This is a genomic window from Tropicibacter naphthalenivorans (genome assembly GCF_900176475.1).
Lineage (GTDB): Bacteria > Pseudomonadota > Alphaproteobacteria > Rhodobacterales > Rhodobacteraceae > Tropicibacter > Tropicibacter naphthalenivorans.
The window spans coordinates 279,307-296,109 of record NZ_FWXX01000004.1 but is presented as its reverse complement, the minus strand read 5'-3'; the positions used below and the strand labels follow the sequence as shown (position 1 = coordinate 296,109).

Annotated in this window: 18 protein-coding genes; 12 read left to right on the top strand and 6 right to left on the bottom strand. The window is 62.8% G+C overall.

From position 1 onward, the window contains the following. Positions 1 to 342 precede the first annotated feature (342 nt). Entirely contained in the window at positions 343 to 1,680 is a 1,338-nt protein-coding gene (locus B9A11_RS11270; RefSeq protein ID WP_234988807.1) for a D-alanyl-D-alanine carboxypeptidase family protein, read from the top strand. Here B9A11_RS11270 and B9A11_RS11265 read toward each other — a convergent pair whose 3' ends face one another. Beyond that, positions 1,681 to 3,420 carry an alpha/beta hydrolase gene (locus B9A11_RS11265; protein WP_058247625.1) on the bottom strand — a complete coding sequence of 580 codons (1,740 nt, stop codon included), beginning with the start codon at positions 3,418 to 3,420 and terminating at the stop codon, positions 1,681 to 1,683. It lies immediately after the preceding gene. A 162-nt stretch (positions 3,421 to 3,582) separates the two neighbouring features. Next, positions 3,583 to 3,789 carry a 30S ribosomal protein S21 gene (rpsU, locus tag B9A11_RS11260; protein ID WP_008207378.1) on the bottom strand — a complete coding sequence of 69 codons (207 nt, stop codon included), beginning with the start codon at positions 3,787 to 3,789 and terminating at the stop codon, positions 3,583 to 3,585. A 111-nt stretch (positions 3,790 to 3,900) separates the two neighbouring features. Between rpsU and B9A11_RS11255 the strand changes: the two genes are divergently transcribed. Both B9A11_RS11255 and B9A11_RS11250 read left to right on the top strand, forming a co-directional pair. Next, positions 3,901 to 4,575, top strand: a complete 675-nt coding sequence (locus B9A11_RS11255) for a COQ9 family protein (protein ID WP_058247624.1) — start codon at positions 3,901 to 3,903, stop codon at positions 4,573 to 4,575. 52 nt (positions 4,576 to 4,627) lie between these two features. Next, complete coding sequence (locus tag B9A11_RS11250) at positions 4,628 to 5,611, top strand: NAD(P)H-quinone oxidoreductase (RefSeq protein WP_058247623.1); 984 nt, start codon at positions 4,628 to 4,630, stop codon at positions 5,609 to 5,611. Positions 5,612 to 5,629: 18 nt separating this feature from the next. Here the strand turns inward: B9A11_RS11250 and hemC are convergent, their stop codons facing one another. Next, positions 5,630 to 6,589 (bottom strand): hydroxymethylbilane synthase, encoded by a 960-nt coding sequence (gene hemC, locus B9A11_RS11245; protein WP_058247861.1) that lies wholly within the window; start codon positions 6,587 to 6,589, stop codon positions 5,630 to 5,632. 102 nt (positions 6,590 to 6,691) lie between these two features. On the opposite strand from hemC, the gene hemE reads away from it, so the two are divergent. Then, positions 6,692 to 7,720 carry a uroporphyrinogen decarboxylase gene (gene hemE / locus B9A11_RS11240; protein WP_058247622.1) on the top strand — a complete coding sequence of 343 codons (1,029 nt, stop codon included), beginning with the start codon at positions 6,692 to 6,694 and terminating at the stop codon, positions 7,718 to 7,720. Between the two features lie 69 nt (positions 7,721 to 7,789). On the opposite strand, the gene B9A11_RS11235 is transcribed toward hemE, so the two are convergent. After that, complete coding sequence (locus B9A11_RS11235; protein ID WP_058247621.1) at positions 7,790 to 8,764, bottom strand: DMT family transporter; 975 nt, start codon at positions 8,762 to 8,764, stop codon at positions 7,790 to 7,792. 141 nt (positions 8,765 to 8,905) lie between these two features. On the opposite strand from B9A11_RS11235, the gene B9A11_RS11230 reads away from it, so the two are divergent. Both B9A11_RS11230 and B9A11_RS11225 read left to right on the top strand, forming a co-directional pair. Further along, entirely contained in the window at positions 8,906 to 9,835 is a 930-nt protein-coding gene (locus tag B9A11_RS11230; protein WP_058247620.1) for an ABC transporter ATP-binding protein, read from the top strand. Further along, positions 9,832 to 10,593 (top strand): ABC transporter permease, encoded by a 762-nt coding sequence (locus B9A11_RS11225; protein WP_058247619.1) that lies wholly within the window; start codon positions 9,832 to 9,834, stop codon positions 10,591 to 10,593. Before B9A11_RS11230 ends, B9A11_RS11225 begins: the two co-directional genes overlap by 4 nt. Positions 10,594 to 10,595: 2 nt before the next feature. Here the strand turns inward: B9A11_RS11225 and B9A11_RS11220 are convergent, their stop codons facing one another. Further along, positions 10,596 to 11,657, bottom strand: coding sequence for a YeeE/YedE family protein (locus B9A11_RS11220; protein WP_058247618.1), 1,062 nt, complete (start codon positions 11,655 to 11,657; stop codon positions 10,596 to 10,598). 214 nt (positions 11,658 to 11,871) lie between these two features. Between B9A11_RS11220 and B9A11_RS11215 the strand changes: the two genes are divergently transcribed. The 4 genes from B9A11_RS11215 (at position 11,872) to B9A11_RS11200 (ending at position 14,980) form a co-directional block, all read left to right on the top strand. Then, a complete protein-coding gene (locus B9A11_RS11215) occupies positions 11,872 to 12,294 on the top strand; it encodes a cupin domain-containing protein (protein ID WP_058247617.1) in 423 nt (140 codons plus the stop codon). A 66-nt stretch (positions 12,295 to 12,360) separates the two neighbouring features. After that, positions 12,361 to 13,590 (top strand): MFS transporter, encoded by a 1,230-nt coding sequence (locus B9A11_RS11210; protein WP_058247616.1) that lies wholly within the window; start codon positions 12,361 to 12,363, stop codon positions 13,588 to 13,590. Positions 13,591 to 13,654: 64 nt separating this feature from the next. Beyond that, positions 13,655 to 14,527 carry a 50S ribosomal protein L11 methyltransferase gene (locus tag B9A11_RS11205; RefSeq protein WP_058247615.1) on the top strand — a complete coding sequence of 291 codons (873 nt, stop codon included), beginning with the start codon at positions 13,655 to 13,657 and terminating at the stop codon, positions 14,525 to 14,527. A 105-nt stretch (positions 14,528 to 14,632) separates the two neighbouring features. Beyond that, entirely contained in the window at positions 14,633 to 14,980 is a 348-nt protein-coding gene (locus B9A11_RS11200; RefSeq protein ID WP_058247614.1) for a hypothetical protein, read from the top strand. 136 nt (positions 14,981 to 15,116) lie between these two features. On the opposite strand, the gene B9A11_RS11195 is transcribed toward B9A11_RS11200, so the two are convergent. Then, positions 15,117 to 15,320: a DUF1127 domain-containing protein gene (locus B9A11_RS11195; protein ID WP_058247613.1), complete on the bottom strand. Its 204-nt coding sequence runs from the start codon at positions 15,318 to 15,320 to the stop codon at positions 15,117 to 15,119. A gap of 323 nt (positions 15,321 to 15,643) precedes the next feature. Here B9A11_RS11195 and ruvC point away from each other — a divergent pair, with 323 nt between their 5' ends. After that, complete coding sequence (ruvC, locus tag B9A11_RS11190) at positions 15,644 to 16,132, top strand: crossover junction endodeoxyribonuclease RuvC (RefSeq protein ID WP_058247612.1); 489 nt, start codon at positions 15,644 to 15,646, stop codon at positions 16,130 to 16,132. Further along, the gene (gene ruvA, locus B9A11_RS11185; protein WP_058247611.1) at positions 16,129 to 16,800 is read left to right on the top strand and encodes a Holliday junction branch migration protein RuvA; all 672 of its coding nucleotides are present in this window, start codon (positions 16,129 to 16,131) and stop codon (positions 16,798 to 16,800) included. Before ruvC ends, ruvA begins: the two co-directional genes overlap by 4 nt. Positions 16,801 to 16,803 lie beyond the last annotated feature (3 nt).

Genomic DNA, 16,803 nt, shown 5'->3' with positions numbered 1-16,803 from the left:
CCACATTTCGCCTTATTCCCGTCACAATGGCTTGTCTTGGGGGTAGGGCGTTCACGCCCCCTAGATGTGGTTCGCCTTCGCTCACAAAATCTATGGTTAATCAAAGATTTGCGGGTTTCCGGAAAGCCGGTCTCGTGTTATCGTTTTGTTAATCATAAAGCCGTCAAATAGCGGCGAGCAGAAAAATTTACTCACCGAAAAATCGGGAGTGAACGAGGCAGAAAGGCAGACATCGTGACGGGACGTCGCAGGCAGGCTGGCCGTATAGGCCTGTATTTACTCACGTTCATTTGGTTGGCACTGTTCGTGCCGTTCAGCGCCAAGGCCGCGCCCTATGCGGCGATGGTGATGGATGCGCGCAGCGGCAAGGTACTGCATTCGAGCAATGCGGACACGCGGCTGCATCCGGCGTCTCTGACCAAGATGATGACCCTCTATATCGCCTTCGAGGCGGTGCAAAACGGCGAGCTGACCATGGATACGCTGGTGACCGTGTCCAAGAACGCCGCCGCAGAGCCGCCCTCCAAGCTTGGCCTGCGGGCCGGGCAAAAGATCAAGCTGCGCTATCTGGTGCGCGCCGCGGCGGTGAAATCGGCCAACGATGCGGCGACCGCGATTGGCGAGGCGATCGAAGGCTCCGAGGCGGCCTTTGCGCGGCGCATGAACCGCACCGCCAAGGCGATGGGCATGACCCGCACGACCTTTAAGAACGCGCATGGTCTGACGGAAAACGGCCACCTGTCCACGGCGCGCGATATGTCGATCCTCGGGCGGCACGTGATCTATGACTACCCGCAGTACTACAACCTGTTTTCGCGCAAAACGGCGGACGCGGGCGTGCGCACCGTGTCGCACACCAACGCGCGGCTTTTGTCGTCGTACAAGGGCGCGGACGGGATCAAGACCGGCTACACCCGCGCGGCGGGCTTTAACCTTGTGGCATCGGCAGAGCGCGGTCGCCAGCGGGTGATCGCGACCGTGTTTGGCGGGCGCTCGACGGCCTCGCGCAACGCCAAGGTCGCGGAATTGCTGGATTTGGGCTTTAAGCGCTCGCCGAACCGTGTGGCGCTGCGCGCGCCGGGCAAGCCGCCCTACCTGGGCAAGGGCACCGCCGTCGTGGTCGTCGAAAACGGCGGCAGCGCGCCGAAAACCCGAGCGAAATCCATCGTCGTCGGCAGCGCCGCGGTCAAGAAAAGCCTGCGTCCCATCGCACGCCCCGCCGCTGCGGTGCCGGATGTGGCGCCCCTCGTGGCGCAGCTTGAGGATGACATCGAAAGCGTGCTGAAAGAGGTCCAGACCGTTTCGGCCCAGGCGCCTGCGCCGACCCCCACGGTCAAGCCAAAGCAGCGCCCGATGATCATGTCCGCCGCCGCCATCACCCCCAAGGCCAAGCCGACCCCCGCCCGCGAGGCCGAGGTCGTCACGCGCCTGTCCACTTCGGGCGGGCGTCACTGGGGGATCAACGTGGGCCGCTATCCCAACCGGTTCACGGCGGAAAAGGTGCTGCTGAAAACCGCGCTTGCGGAAACCTCGACCCTTGATGGCGCGCTGCGCAAGGTGGTCAAAGGGTCGCGCGGCTTTGACGCGACCTTTATGGGGCTGACCCGCGACACCGCCGAGCTGGCTTGTAAACGGCTGCAAGCACGGCAGGTCACCTGCTTTATGGTCGGGCCGGGCTGATCAATTGGTCTGCATCGCTTCGATCAGGGCCATAACGGCGTCCAGCCGGGGCTGATCGGGGATCAACGGCGTTATCAAAGCGCGCATCTCTTCGGGGGTGCGCGCATTTTTCTGGCGCAAGTTCGCGATGGCTCCGATCAGATCATTCGAGGGGCAGCCCTGTTTGCGGTATTCCCATGCGCTGACCTGTCCAATGGCGCGCGGATGCAGCCCGCAGCGCACATCGGGGGGCGTGTTGCGCCAGAACAGCGTCACCATATCCGCCAGAACCGAGCTTTCGTTCGAGAAGTAGTTATGCGCCAGCATGTCTTCGCCCAAGGATGTCACGTCGATGCTGTCGAACTTGTCCGAGGCCAGCAGAACGTCGCCGCCAAGCCCGGCGCGCGGGGCAGAGCCGTGCAGTTTGCGCGAGGACACCAACGCCCAGTCGGTCGACGAGGCATAAAGCGACACGCGCCGGGCCAAGGGGTGAAAGGTCCGGGCCATGGTGGCGAACAGCTGCGCGTCCACATCGGGCGCGGCGAACATGACCTGACCAAAGACCGGATCGTCCCCCGGCTGGCTGTCGCGTTTCAGCGCCATGATCTCTAGCGCGTCGGTTAGCGCGCGGCTGCCCATGGAATGCGCAAGCACGTGGATCGTCTGCGCCCCAGAGCGCGCCGCGAGATCCTCTAGAAAGACCGCAAGCCGCCGGCCCGACACCCGCACAGCCGCCGCATCGGCGATATAGCCCACGGTGGTGTTGCGCGACGGCCAAGAGAACAGCACCGGCACCGCGCTATCGCCCATGTCATGCGCGATTTGCGCGGCGCGCTGGCTGGCGTATTCGAAACTGTGGTTAAATCCATGGATATAAACGAACAAATCGCGCCCCGGCTGGCCGCTGAATTCGCCCTGAAGGCGGCCATAAAAGCTGTCCGGGTCCACGGGCTGAACCGCGCGCAGCAGCACGTGCTTGGACGGTGAGGGGCTGAACTCCAGCCGCCAGACCGACGGGCGCTCCACCGTGCCGGGCACATGCGTCGCGGGGATCGTGACCGTGGCTATCCCCAGCTCCAGCCGGTCGCCGCGCCGCCCGCTGTAGAACTTGGTCGGGGCGGGATGGCCACTGCGGGCGCGGTCGGTGGCGTAATAGACATCCATGGAAATAAAGGGATTTTTGCCCTCGGTCAGCGCGGTTTCAAAGGATGGCTGAGACAAGGATTGCGCCGCGGCATTGGCGTTGGCGGCGGCTTCGGGATCGCCATCCAGCGTGGCCACACGGGCCAGCGCGAGATATAGTTGTTCCAACGTGTCGTCGTCGCGGCCCGTCTCGGCTTCGGCGGAAATCGCGGCCTCCAGCGCGCGGCGGGCATGTCCCAGCGCGTTTTGCGATTCGTATAGTGCGGCGGCCTGCTCATAGGCGGGCACCGGGTCGATATTCAGCTCTGCACGCGAAAATTTCTGGGTGCGCGCCACATGAGACCACGCGTCGCCAGCGGCCATCGCATACCCAAGCTGCTCCAAAAGCTGCGCGCGCAGGGTCAGCAGGTCAATGAGAATGCGCAGCTCTGGCGGGCTGCCCAACACTGCCGAATCGCGCAGGGCCGCCTCGGTCTGCTGTAGGGCGCTCACCGGATCGTCCACCGCAAGCTGGTCCAGCGTGATGATCCGGGACAGATCTTGGGCCTTGGTGGGCAGCGGTCCCAGCAGCGCCGCGCCACAAAGCAGCAGAGCCATAAGGCGAACGAAAAAGGTCATAGGAAAAGTCCAACGCGTTAAGTTGCCGCGATTAAACCGATCTAAACCTTTCCGGGCAAGGCTGGCATTCCATGCCCTAACGTCGCCAAAGGAGGCGCAAAATAAAAACCCCCGCGCGGAACGCAGGGGTTTTCTGAATGTCATAAAGCGTTCGAACGTCGCTTAGAGCATACCTTCGCGCTGGGCTTTTTTACGAGCCAGCTTGCGGGCACGGCGAATTGCTTCGGCCTTCTCGCGCGCTTTTTTCTCGGACGGCTTCTCGAAATGCTGCTTGAGCTTCATTTCACGGAAAACGCCTTCGCGCTGGAGCTTTTTCTTCAGGGCACGGAGCGCCTGATCGACGTTGTTGTCGCGAACACTAACCTGCATGTGGTTGTCACCACCTTTCTAGTCTAGAGTTGCAAGGAATTGCAGGAGGTGGCCCTATAGCAAGCCTCGCCCTATATGTCCAGTGTGATGGCCAACCAAAAGGAGCCAACCATGACCGACACCCTTTCCGATCGGCTGCTGGACGCGGCCCTGATGCACGTGGCCTTTGACGGCTGGACCGAGACGACCTTTAACGCGGCGGTGGCCGACGCCGAGGTCGATCCGGTGGTGGCTCGCGGGCTGTTCCCGCGCGGCGCGGTGGATCTGGCGATTGCCTATCACAAGCAGGGCGACGCCGAAATGTTGCGCAAGATCAACGCGGCGGACCTGTCCGAGATGCGGTTTCGCGACAAGGTGATCTTTGCCGTGCGCGCCCGGATCGAGGCCGCCGAGGATCGCGAGGCGGTGCGCCGGGGGACAACCCTGTTCGCCTTGCCGCTGTATGCGGGTGACGGGGCCAAGCTGATCTGGGGCACGGCGGATGCGATCTGGACCGCGCTGGGCGACACCTCGGACGACATCAATTGGTACACGAAGCGCGCGACGCTGTCGGCGGTCTATTCGTCGACGGTGCTCTACTGGTTGGGCGATGATTCGCTGGGCAATGACGCCACTTGGGAATTCTTGGATCGGCGGATCGAGGACGTCATGCGCTTTGAAAAGGTCAAGGCGGGGGTGCGCGAAAACCGCCTGTTGTCCACCGTCTTGGCGGGGCCGATGGCGGTTTTGTCCCGCGTCAGCGCGCCGCGCCGTGCCGATGACCTGCCGGGGGGCGTCGGCCACTAAGCCTTGCGCCGCCGCGTCGTCCTGTTAGCAATGGCCCAAACAGGAGGCCAAGATGACAGACCAGATGCGCGCAATCGAAATCACCGAAGCGGGCGGGCCGGACGTGCTACAGCCGTGCGCGCGCCCCGTGCCGACGCCGGGTGCCGGGCAGGTGGTGATCCAGGTCGCTTACGCCGGGGTGAACCGCCCCGATGCCTTGCAGCGCGCGGGCAGCTACGCGCCGCCCCCCGGTGCCTCCGATCTGCCGGGGCTCGAGGCCTCGGGCGTCGTGTCCGCCGTTGGTCCGGACGTGGCCTGGCCCAAGGTCGGCGATGAGGTCTGCGCCCTGCTGCCCGGCGGCGGCTACGCCGAATATGTGGCGACTCCGGCGGCGCATTGCCTGCCCGTCCCCACTGGCATGGGCCTGAAAGAGGCCGCTTGCCTGCCCGAGACCTTCTTTACCGTTTATTCAAACGTCTTTCAGCGCGGCGGGCTGCAAGCGGGCGAGCGGTTCTTGATCCACGGCGGGTCCAGCGGCATCGGCACGACCGCGATCCAGCTGGCGAAACATTTCGGCGCGCGGGTGTTTGTGACGGCGGGCTCGGATGAGAAATGCGCCGCTTGTGTCGACCTCGGGGCCGAGCGCGCGATCAACTACCGCGATGAAGACTTCGTCGAGGTGCTGCGCGCCGAAGGTGGGGCGAACCTGATCCTCGACATGGTCGGCGGTGACTATATTCCCCGCAACATCAAGGCTTTGGCCGATGATGGGCGGCTTGTGCAGATTGCGTTCCTGCAAGGACCGAAGGTGGCGCTGAACTTTGCCCAAGTCATGACGCGCCGCCTGACGATCACCGGCAGCACCCTGCGCCCGCAAAACGATCTGGCCAAGGCGCGCATTGCCGATGCTCTGCGCGAACAGGTCTGGCCGCTGCTGGATGCGGGGCAAATCGCGCCGGTGATGGACAGCGAATTCGCGATGGACGACGCGGCCCAAGCCCATGCACGCATGGAAAGCTCGGGCCACATCGGCAAGATCGTTCTTAAGGTGCGTTAACGCGCGAGGCGGCGGGGGTTAATCCCGCCACTCGAAAAAGCCTTCGCCCGCCACGCTCAGCAGTTGCGCGGCGAGGGCGCGGCCCATGTCCGGGCCTTCGACGATCAAGCCGCTGATCTCGGCGGCGTGCGCCTCGGACCCGTCGGGCTTGAGGATCTCACCGCGCAGGTGCAGGCTGTCGCCATCCAGCTCTGCCAAGGCGGCAATCGGCGTCTCGCAGGAGCCATCCAAAGCCTCCAAAAACGCACGCTCGGCCGCCAGACGCTGGCCGGTGGGCACATCGTGAATCGCCGCCAGCATCCGCTCGGCGCGGGCATCATCGGCGCGGCGCTCAATGCCGATCGCGCCCTGGGCCACGGCGGGCAGCATGTCTTCGGGCGCGATGGGCTGGTTCGCCACGTCCATCATGTCCATCCGGCGCAGACCGGCGCAGGCGAGGAAGGTCGCGGTCGCCACCCCTTCGGACAGCTTTTTCAGGCGGGTCTGCACGTTGCCGCGAAACTCGACCACTTGCAGATCGGGGCGCCGGAACAGCAGCTGCGCGCGGCGACGCAAGGATGAGGTGCCAACAACCGCGCCCTGCGGCAGATCGTGGATCGTCTTGTAATCATGGCAGATAAAGGCGTCGCGGGTGTCTTCGCGCGGCAGATAGGTGTCCAGCAGCAGACCTTCGGGCTGCGCGACGGGCATGTCCTTCATCGAGTGGACGGCGATGTCGATGCGGCCATCCAGCATCGCTTCCTCGATTTCCTTGGTGAACAGCCCCTTGTTGCCGATTTCCTTGAGCGGGCGATCCGCCTGGATCATCGCGCGATCATCGCCGGTGGTCTTGATGACAACGATCTCAAAGGCAGTTTCCGGCAGCTCGAACGCGGCGGCCAGACGGCCACGCGTCTCATAGGCCTGCGCCAGCGCAAGCGGCGAGCCACGGGTGCCGATTTTGAGGGGCGAGGCGGGGGTGGGAAGGTCTAGCGTCATGCCCGCAGGTTTATGCGGCGGCATGGTCACTGGCAATGGCTTGCGTTTTGACATATTGCCGCCAGAGGCCAGATTGGCACACAGACCAAGAGGGAGGTCCCGATGACCAAGAAAATTCTACGCGCCCTTGCCGGGGAAACCCTGCCGACGCCGCCGATCTGGATGATGCGCCAAGCGGGCCGCTACCTGCCCGAGTACAAGGCGACGCGCGCCGAGGCCGGGGACTTCCTGTCGCTGTGCTATAATCCTGAGCTGGCGACCGAGGTGACCTTGCAGCCGATCCGCCGCTATGGCTTTGACGCGGCGATCCTTTTTGCCGACATCCTGCTGCTGCCGCAGGCGCTGGGGGCGGATTTGTGGTTTGTGACGGGCGAAGGTCCGCGCCTGTCCACCATCACCACCGATGCCGAGTTCGACAAGCTGGGGCAGGGCGAGATAATCCACGACACGCTGAACCCGGTCTATGAAACCGTGCGCCGCCTGTCCAAGGAACTGCCCTCCGAGACGACGTTGATCGGTTTCGCGGGCGCGCCCTGGACCGTGGCGACCTATATGATCGCCGGGCGCGGCACCCCGGATCAAGGCCCGGCGCACGCGCTCAAGGCCGAGAATCGCGCGCTGTTCGAAAAGATCATTGACCGTCTGACCGAGTCGACCATCGACTACCTGTCCGAGCAGGTCAAAGCGGGCGCCGAGGTGGTCAAGATTTTCGACAGCTGGGCGGGGTCTTTGCAGGGCGAGGATTTCGACCGCTACGCGCTGGAACCGGCGCGGATCATCACCAGCGAGCTTAAATCGCGCTTTCCTGACCTGCCCGTGATCGCCTTCCCGCGTCAGGCAGGGGACAAATACATCGGGTTCCACAAGGCAACCGGAGCGGATTGCGTCGCGGTGGATGACAGCGTGACGCCGGAATGGGCGGCGGAACATGTGCAGGTCGATGGTTGCGTTCAGGGCAACCTCAAGAGTTCTCACATGGTGACGGGCGGGCAGGACCTGATCGACGAGACGCGCCGCGTGGTCAAAGCGTTTTCGAAGGGGCCGCATATCTTTAACCTCGGGCACGGCATTACGCCGGATGCCGACCCCGAGAACGTGCAGCTGATGATCGACACGATCCGAAACGGTTAAGGCAGGCGGGCCAAATTCCTTGAGGAAGGAATTTGCAAAAGTTTTGAAAAACTTTTGGTCGCCCGGCCTTTAGCGGCGTCCCCATCTTGCCCGTCGACCGGGCAGGGGGCGCTGTTTCTGCTGCTCTCGCACAAAGACGAACAGGCCCGCGCCGATGATCAGCGCGCAGCCAATCCACGTCGCAAGGCTCGGCCATTCTCCGAACATCACCCAGCCCCACAGGATCGCCAGTGGCAGGCCGATGTACTCGAAAGGTGCCACCGTGGCGGCGTTGGCTGTGCGGTATGCCGCGCTCAGGCAGTAGCCTATGAGCCCCGATGTGGTGCCCAGTCCGATCAACACGATCCAGTCTTCGGGCGCGGGCCAAATCCACGCGCGCAGCAGGAATTTGAGGCTTTCGTTTTGCACCCCTTCGGCAAACCGCCCGTCGCCTGCGATGAGGAAAAACGCCACCGACACCAGCAAGAATGTTCCTTGGGTGTAGACCGCCATCGCCGAGGCCCGCGTCGTGACCCCCAGTTTGCGGGTCATCACCTGCATCAACGCATAAAAGCCCGCGCCGATCACCGGCAGCAGCAAGGTCAGGCGTGACACCTCGACGTCGGCTTTCCACGGCTGCTGCATCACCAGCACGCCTGTAAAGCCCACCACCACCGCGCCCAGGCGCAATGGCCCCACAGGCTCGCCCAAGATCGGGATCGCCAGAACGGTGATCAGCAGCGGCGCGACAAAGAACAGCGCCGTCGCTTGGCCAAGGGGCATCACCGCCACCGCCGCGTAAAAGCTCATATTGGCCATCACAACGAAAACGCCCCGCAGCGCGTGAAACCCCAAATGCCGGGTGCGCAGGATGCGAGGGCCGCCTTCGTACATGACAAAGCCAAAGGTAAAGAGCATCCCGATTGCGGAACGCGCAAAAATCATCTGATGTAAAGGATAGCCGCCAGACAGCAGCTTGATCATCATATCGTTGGCCGAAATCGCAATGACCCCGACACAAATAAAGAAAATGCCCAATCCAGGCCGGTCCAAATTGTCAGTCATTGGCTTGTGTTAGCGCCTCATATCAGGCGTTAACCTTCTAAAAGCGACATCGCAAAATGTATAAGCGTTGTGCAAAAATGTTGGATTGCTCTCGCGCGTAAGAGGTCTACGTTCGCCAATACGCAAAACAGGAGGCACCCCATGGCGATGGTCCAGATCACAGATGCGCGCAAGTCCTACGAGGGCGGCTTTGAGGCGCTGCGCGGGGTCAACCTCAGCATTGAACAAGGCGAGATCCTCGCGCTGCTTGGTCCCAATGGCGCTGGGAAAACTACCTTGATTTCAGCGATTTGCGGGATCACACAGCCGACGTCCGGTCTGATCCAAGTGGGCGGGCACGACGTGGTGCGCGACTATCGCAAGGCGCGCGCTCTTGTTGGATTGGTGCCGCAAGAGATCAACCTCGAACCCTTTGCCAAGGTTCGCAGTACGGTGGAATTCTCGCGAGGATTGTTCGGCCTCAAACGCGATGACGCGTTGATTGAACGCATCTTGCGGCAGTTGTCGCTGTGGGACAAACGCGACAATTCCGTGCGCGAACTGTCCGGCGGGATGAAGCGCCGCGTGCTGATCGCCAAGGCGCTCGCGCATGAGCCGCGCGTGCTGTTTCTGGACGAGCCGACCGCAGGCGTTGACGTGGAACTGCGCCGCGACATGTGGGACGTGGTGGCCGAGATGAAGCGCGACGGCGTGACCATCATCCTGACCACCCATTACATCGAAGAGGCCGAGGCCATCGCCGACCGCGTGGGCGTCATCAACAAGGGGCAAATCCTGCTGGTCGAGGAAAAAGCATCGCTGATGCAGCGGATGGGGCAAAAGACCCTGCGGATCGAGCTGACCGATCCCATCGACGCCATCCCCTCCAGCCTTAACGAATACGCGCTGATCCGCGCCGAGGACGGCGGGTTGATCTACACCTATGACACCCGCGCCGAGCGCACCGGCATTGGCCGCCTCATGGCCGACCTGTCCGAAGCGGGGCTGCATGTGCGCGACGTGTCCACCGCGCAGAACTCGCTCGAAGATATTTTCGTGGGCCTCGTTGCCCAACAGGAGGACGCCGCATGAACTGGCCCGCCATTGGTTCTATCTACAGTCATGAAATGATGCGGTTTTTCCGCACGCTCATGCAAAGCTTCCTGTCTCCGGTGATCTCGACCTCGCTGTATTTCGTGGTCTTTGGCGCGGCCATTGGCAGCCGGATCGACGAGGTCGAGGGCGTCAGCTATGGCGCGTTCATCGTGCCGGGGCTGATCATGCTCAGCGTCATCACGCAGGCTATTTCCAACGGCTCTTTCGGCATCTTCTTTCCGAAATTCACCGGCACCATTTATGAACTGCTCTCTGCCCCGATTAACTTTTTCGAAATCGTCATCGGTTTCGTCGGGGCGGCGGCGACCAAGGCGCTGTTCATCGGGATAGTGATCCTTGGCACGTCGTTCCTGTTCGTCGATCTGACGATCCAGCACCCGGCGGCGATGATGGCGTTCATGGTCATGACGGGGGTCAGCTTTGCGCTGTTCGGCTTTATCATCGGCATCTGGGCCAAGAATTTCGAGCAATTGCAGCTGGTGCCGCTCTTGATCGTGACGCCGCTGATTTTTCTGGGCGGGTCGTTTTATTCGATCTCTATGCTGCCGCCGTTCTGGCAGACGATCGCCTTGCTCAACCCGGTGGTCTACCTGATTTCCGGCTTTCGCTGGGCGTTCTTTGGCATGGCGGACGTGCCGATTGCCGCCAGCCTTTTGGCCATCGCGGCGTTCATGGCGATCTGTCTGGGGGTCGTGTGGTGGATCTTTAGAACCGGGTGGCGCATCCGGTCCTAGGGTCAGACGGTGGCGGGCTGGCCACGCCCGCCCATCACAACGTCCATGGCCATGCCGCCGACCCACATGCAGAACAGCGCCAGCCACGCGGTCCCGGCAAAGATCGACCCTCCGGACACCCCCGCGCCAATGGCACAGCCGCCCGCCAGCATCCCGCCAAACCCCATCATCACCGCGCCGATCATGGCGTTGCGCATGGGGGTGGGGCCCTCAAACCCTTGGAATTTCAGCTCTTTGGTCACCAGCGCGGCAAGGAACGACCCCAGCACCACGCCGGGCACAAGGCCGATGTCAAACTCCAGCACCGCGTTGCGATCCAGAAAGAACATCAAGGTGTTGGCGGACGGTCCGGTAAAGGTCAGGCTTTCGACCTGCACGGGCTCGAACGCCGATTGCGCCAGCGCAAAGGTCAGCCCATAGCCCACAGCGGCGGCAAAGCCCACGCCGGAGGCAAAGACCAAGCGGCCAAAGCCGATCCTGTTGCGGCGGCTGAGTTCCAGCGCGATCAGGGCGATCAACAGCCCGATCACTAGGCCGGTGCTTTGCGGCAGGCCGACGGTGGTCAGCAGGTTCATGTTGCGCCCGCCAGAGGTGATCCACAACGCGGCCAAGTAATCGCGGATCGGCGAGAGCCAACCGGTCAGGCTCATTTGCGCGACCACGGCAAAGATCAGGCCCGAAACGACCGACCGCAGGTTCCCGGTTGCCGCCAGCACCAGCAAGCGCCCCGAACAGCCGCGCGCCAGCACCATGCCCATGCCGAACAACAGCCCGCCGATGATCGCGCCGGACCAGCTGCCGGGGACGGCCATCATGCGCGCCTCGCCGGTGTCGATCAGCCCCAGCATCTGCGCGCCTTGCACCCAGACCACGGCGGTCGAAAAGGTCAGCAGCCAGACGGCCACCTTGTCGCGCATCATCCCACGCGCGAATTCCACCGTCGCCGCCCGCAGGCAAAAGCGCGAGCGCTGCGCCGCCACGCCAAAGATCACCCCGGTGATCAGGCCGAACAGCGCGGCGGTTGGGCTTTCGCCGATGCGGTCGATAAGCGGGACGATATCCATAAGAGCCTCCGTTCGCGGTTTGCGCACCAATGCGGCAATTCGAATGTGTCTGCCTTGATTCAGATCAGTTGGGTCTGGTCTGCGGGCGACACGCCGGTCGCAAACGGGGCGTCTGGGCACGACAGGGCGGCGGTCGCACATGGCGCAGACCGCTGCGGATGATTCGGCGCAGGCTTTTGGTCATTCGAAATGTCGCGAGGGAAGGAGACGCGCCATGGAAATGAATGTTGTCGAAGCCATGGGCCAAGCCATGCTGGCCCTGCCCGTCGTGGCCAATGCCGATCACGCCCCGCTGGAGGGCGGCGAAGATCCGGCCTTTGGCACCGTGACCTGGCGCACGCTGTTCAGCGCCGATCGCACGCAGACCGCCGGAATGGTCATGGGCGTTGCCGAGTTCGGCCCCCAGGGCACATTGAACGCGCATCGCCATGGTCCGGCGGAAATCTATTTCGGATTGTCCGGATCGGGGGTCGTGACCATCGAAGGTATCCCGCATGAGATCGGCCCCAACGTCGCGCTGTTCATCCCTTCGGACGCCGAGCACCACACCGTGGCCGGGGACGAGGGGCTGCGGTTCTTGTATGTTTTCCCCAAGGACAGCTTTGCCGAGGTCGAGTATCGCTTTTCCCAAGCGTGACCTCTGTGCGCTGGCGCAGGGTTTCGGCTCTCGCCAGACCTGTAAAATAGGCGTAAGGGCAGGGGTATGAAAACCATGCCCCTCGCCGAAGCCCGGCAGCTGCCCCTGTGGCGCCGCCCCGTAGCCCTGTTGTTCCTCATGGCGATTGCCATGCCGCTGAGCTTTATGACGTGGTCGGCGCTGCTCAATAACTTTGTCATCGAGGTGGCGGGGTTCGACGGGTCCGATATTGGCTGGCTGCATACGGTGCGCGAAATCCCCGGCTTTCTGGCGATTGGCGTGATCCTTGTCATCATGGTGATGCGCGAGCAGGTACTGGGGCTGTTGTCGCTGGCACTGCTGGCGGTGGCGACCGCCGTGACCGCGTGGTTCCCCACGGTGGGCGGGATCATGGTTATCACGCTGCTGTCGTCCATCGGTTTCCATTATTACGAAACGGTAAACCAAAGCCTCCAGCTGCAATGGCTCCCCAAGGACCGCGCGCCGCAAATGCTGGGTTGGCTCTTGGCCGCAGGCTCTGCCGCGACGCTGGTGGCCTATGTGGTGATCGTGCTGCTGTGGGACACGCTGGGGTTGACCTACAACATGGTCTATCTGGCGTCCGGCGGGGCGAGCCTGTTGATCGCGGTCTACTGTCTGTTGGCCTTTCCGCAATTCGAAAGCCCCAACCCGCAGGTCAAGAAATTCGTCCTGCGCCGCCGCTACTGGCTGTATTATGCCATGCAGTTCATGGCGGGCGCGCGGCGGCAGATTTTCACGGTATTTGCGGGCTTTATGATGGTCGAGCGGTTCGGTTTCGACGTCCACGAAGTCACCGCGCTGTACCTGATCAACCTGATCGCCAATATGATCCTCGCGCCGGTGTTCGGCAAGATCGTCCACCACTTTGGCGAGCGGCGCGCGCTGGCGTTTGAATACGCCGGTTTGGTGACGGTGTTCTTGCTGTACGGCGGGGTCTATTGGTTCGGCTGGGGCGTGGTCCTGGCCTCGGCGCTGTATGTCATTGACCACATGTTCTTTGCCTTGGCCTTGGCGCTTAAAACCTATTTCCAAAAGATTGCCGATCCCGGCGATATCGCCCCCACCGCTGCCGTGGCGTTTACCATCAACCACATCGCGGCAGTGTTCCTGCCGGCGCTGCTGGGCTATCTGTGGCTGGTCTCGCCCGGCGCGGTCTTTGGTCTGGCGGCGGGGATGGCGGCGACCTCGCTGGCGCTGGCCCTGATGATCCCGCGCCACCCGCAGCCGGGAAACGAGACGATCTTTGCCCGCTTTGCCCCTGCTGCCGCCGAATAGGCTAGCGGTCGCGCGCCCAAGGGGGTAAAGGGGCCAAAACCCCTGCTGTGCCCCGGAGAGTGCCATGCCGACCTATACCGCTTTTACCAAACTGGCCGCCAAGGACCGCGCCGAGGCGCTGGGCGAGGCTCTGGAAGAGCTGGAACCCGAACCCACGGGCATCGGCGTGTTCGAGATCGAAGACGGCTCTGGCACGTGGGAAGTGGGCGGCTATTTCCTTGAACAGCCCAACGACATCGAACTGGCGCTGATGGCCGCTGCCTTTGATGCGCAGCCTTTCGTGGTGTCCGAAGTGCCGGATACCGACTGGGTCGACAAGGTCCGCCGCGAGCTGACCCCGGTCGTCGCGGGGCGCTTTTTCGTCTATGGCAGCCACGACGCCGACAAGATCCCCGAAGGGTCCGAGCCGCTGTTGATCGAGGCCGCCATGGCCTTTGGCACCGGCCACCACGGCACCACGCAGGGCTGCCTTGAGGCGCTGGATCGTCTGGCCGGCGAGGGCTTTGTCGGGCAGAACGTCGCGGACATCGGCTGCGGCACGGCGGTGCTGGCCATGGGCGCGGCGCGGATTTTCCCGAACCCGGCGATTGCGTCGGACATCGACGAAGTGGCGGTCGACGTGGCCGAGGCCAACGTGCGCGCCAACGACATGGAAGGCCGGGTGATCTGCGTCGAGGCGGCGGGCTTTGGCCATGACGACCTGCACGCGCGCGCGCCCTATGATCTGGTGTTCGCCAACATCCTCAAGCAGCCGTTGATCGACCTTGCACCGGATATGGCGAGCCACCTCGCCCCCGGCGGCTATGCGATCCTGTCCGGCATCCTGACCCGTCAGGCGGACGAAGTCGTCGAGGTCTACGCCGCCAACGGGATCACCCAGATTCGCCGTGACGTGATCGGCGACTGGGTGACGCTGACGCTGCAAAAATCTGTGTGATACGAAACTGATTTGCGGAAAATCTGCGGCGTTTGCCCCATTTTTGCCGCAAATCAGGGCTATTTCTTTTGCATCCGGTGGGGGCCGGATGAGTGAGATGTTGCTATGGAAAACACGCTGCAAGATTTTCGTAAACGCCAAGAGGCAGTGCATCGCAAGCACAGCCGCATGGCAAAAGGGTATGTGAACAAACTGGACAAGACCACCGGCGTCATCGTCCAGCAGCCTGACAGCAAGACCGGCGGCATCGGCCTGCGTGTTCTTGTGTTCCTTGGCCTCTTCTTTATGGCGTTCAAAGGCTTTGTGCTGGCTTGGCTGGGCGAGGAGGCCTTTCTTGGCCACGTGGCAGAGCTGCAAACCGGATCGACGGTCGAGCAGGCGGGCGCGTGGCTGATGCAGATTGACCCCGTGACGGCGCGGATCGCCGAGGTGATCACACCATTCTTGGGATAACTGGATGTATCCGCAGATGGGGGCCTTTGGGCCCCTTTTTTGTGCCGTGCCGCACCGTTTCACTGGAAAAAGAAAAGGCCACGCTCCCGCCCGGGACCGTGACCTTTTGCAATGTGAAGCGGGGGTGGTGCGCTATTTAAAAGCGCGACATCCCGTCGATGTCACCCCGGCCCAGACCGATATCGTCCAGCTCACGGTCGGTCAGAGCGGACAGGCTCTTGCGGGTGATGCGGGTGTCGTTCCACGCGGAAAACGCGCTGACGGCATGGGTGAACATCAGGCCAATGCGGCGGGCAGAGCCAGTTGCGGCAGCGGGTTGGGTCGTATCGAATGCAGCCATGTCTGGTCTCCTTTTGACTATGGGCGGCTTGTTCTTAAACCGCACATAGAATGGGCAATCGTGCCAAACAAGCAGCAGTTTTTGCATAGGTCCCATGCCGCTTTTGCATGGCGATAACGCGGTTAACGCACTGTAAAAATTGGTAAAAATCCAACTGAAACGGTGTCGGTTTTGCCATCCGAAACGGCGCTTTTGTGGACCGCTTTGGGCGGGGTGTCGCCATGGTGACACGTCGGGTCGTTTTTGCGCTGAGGGGCATTAACCTTGGCGTTTGTTCGCGTTTCGTGCTACTCGTGGCGAAATAACAACAAATGTAGGCAGTCATGCGGGTATTGGGCATTGATCCGGGGCTAAGGAACCTCGGGTGGGGGGTGATCGACGCGGATCGCGGACGGTTGCGCCATGTGGCGAACGGGGTGATTCACTCGGAAAAGGGTGAATTGGCGGCGCGGCTGTTGTGGCTGCATGGCCAGTTGACCGAAGTCTTTCGCACCTATCAGCCCACGACCTCGGCGGTGGAACAGACCTTTGTGAACAAGGACGCGGTGGCGACGCTGAAACTGGGGCAGGCGCGGGCGATTGCCCTTTTGGTCCCGGCGCAGTTCGGCTTGGACGTGGGTGAATACGCCCCGAACAAGGTTAAGAAAACCGTGGTTGGCGTCGGCCACGCGGAAAAGCAGCAGATCCAGCACATGGTTAAAATGCAGCTGCCCGGCGCGGTTTTGAACGGGCCTGACGCGGCAGACGCCTTGGCGATTGCCATCTGTCATGCGCATTATTACGGCGCGCAACATATGAAGGTACGGGCATGATCGGACGGATCGCAGGGCGGATCGAGTATAAGAACACGGACCACGTGCTGATTGACGTGCGCGGTGTCGGCTATGTGATCTACGTCTCGGACCGGGTCATGGCGAGCCTGCCGAACCCCGGCGAGGCGGTGGCGCTGTTCACCGACCTCTTGGTGCGCGAGGATTTGCTCCAGCTGTTCGGCTTTCCGACGCTGGTGGAAAAGGAATGGTTCCGCCTGCTCATGAGCGTGCAGGGCGTGGGGGCCAAGGCGTCTCTGGCGATCCTTGGGACGCTCGGCCCCGACGGGGTTAGCCGGGCGATTGCCCTGGGCGACTGGAACGCGGTCAAAGCGGCCAAGGGCATCGGCCCCAAGACGGCGCAGCGCGTGGTCAACGAGCTCAAGGACAAGGCCCCGGCGGTTATGGCCATGGGCGGTGCGGCGAGCGTTGCGACCGAGGCCTCCGAGGACGACGCGGTGATCGAACCGGTCGCCGCTGCGCCCCGCCCGAAACCCGCGCCCAAGCCCAACGCCTCGGCGCAGGCCGAAGCGCTGTCGGCCTTGGGCAACCTTGGCTACGCGCCCGGAGAGGCCGCCAGCGCCGTGGCCGAAGCGGCAGGCGATGCGCCGGATGCGGACACCCCCGCCTTGATCCGCGCCGCGCTCAAGCTGCTGGCGCCAAAGGGATAATCA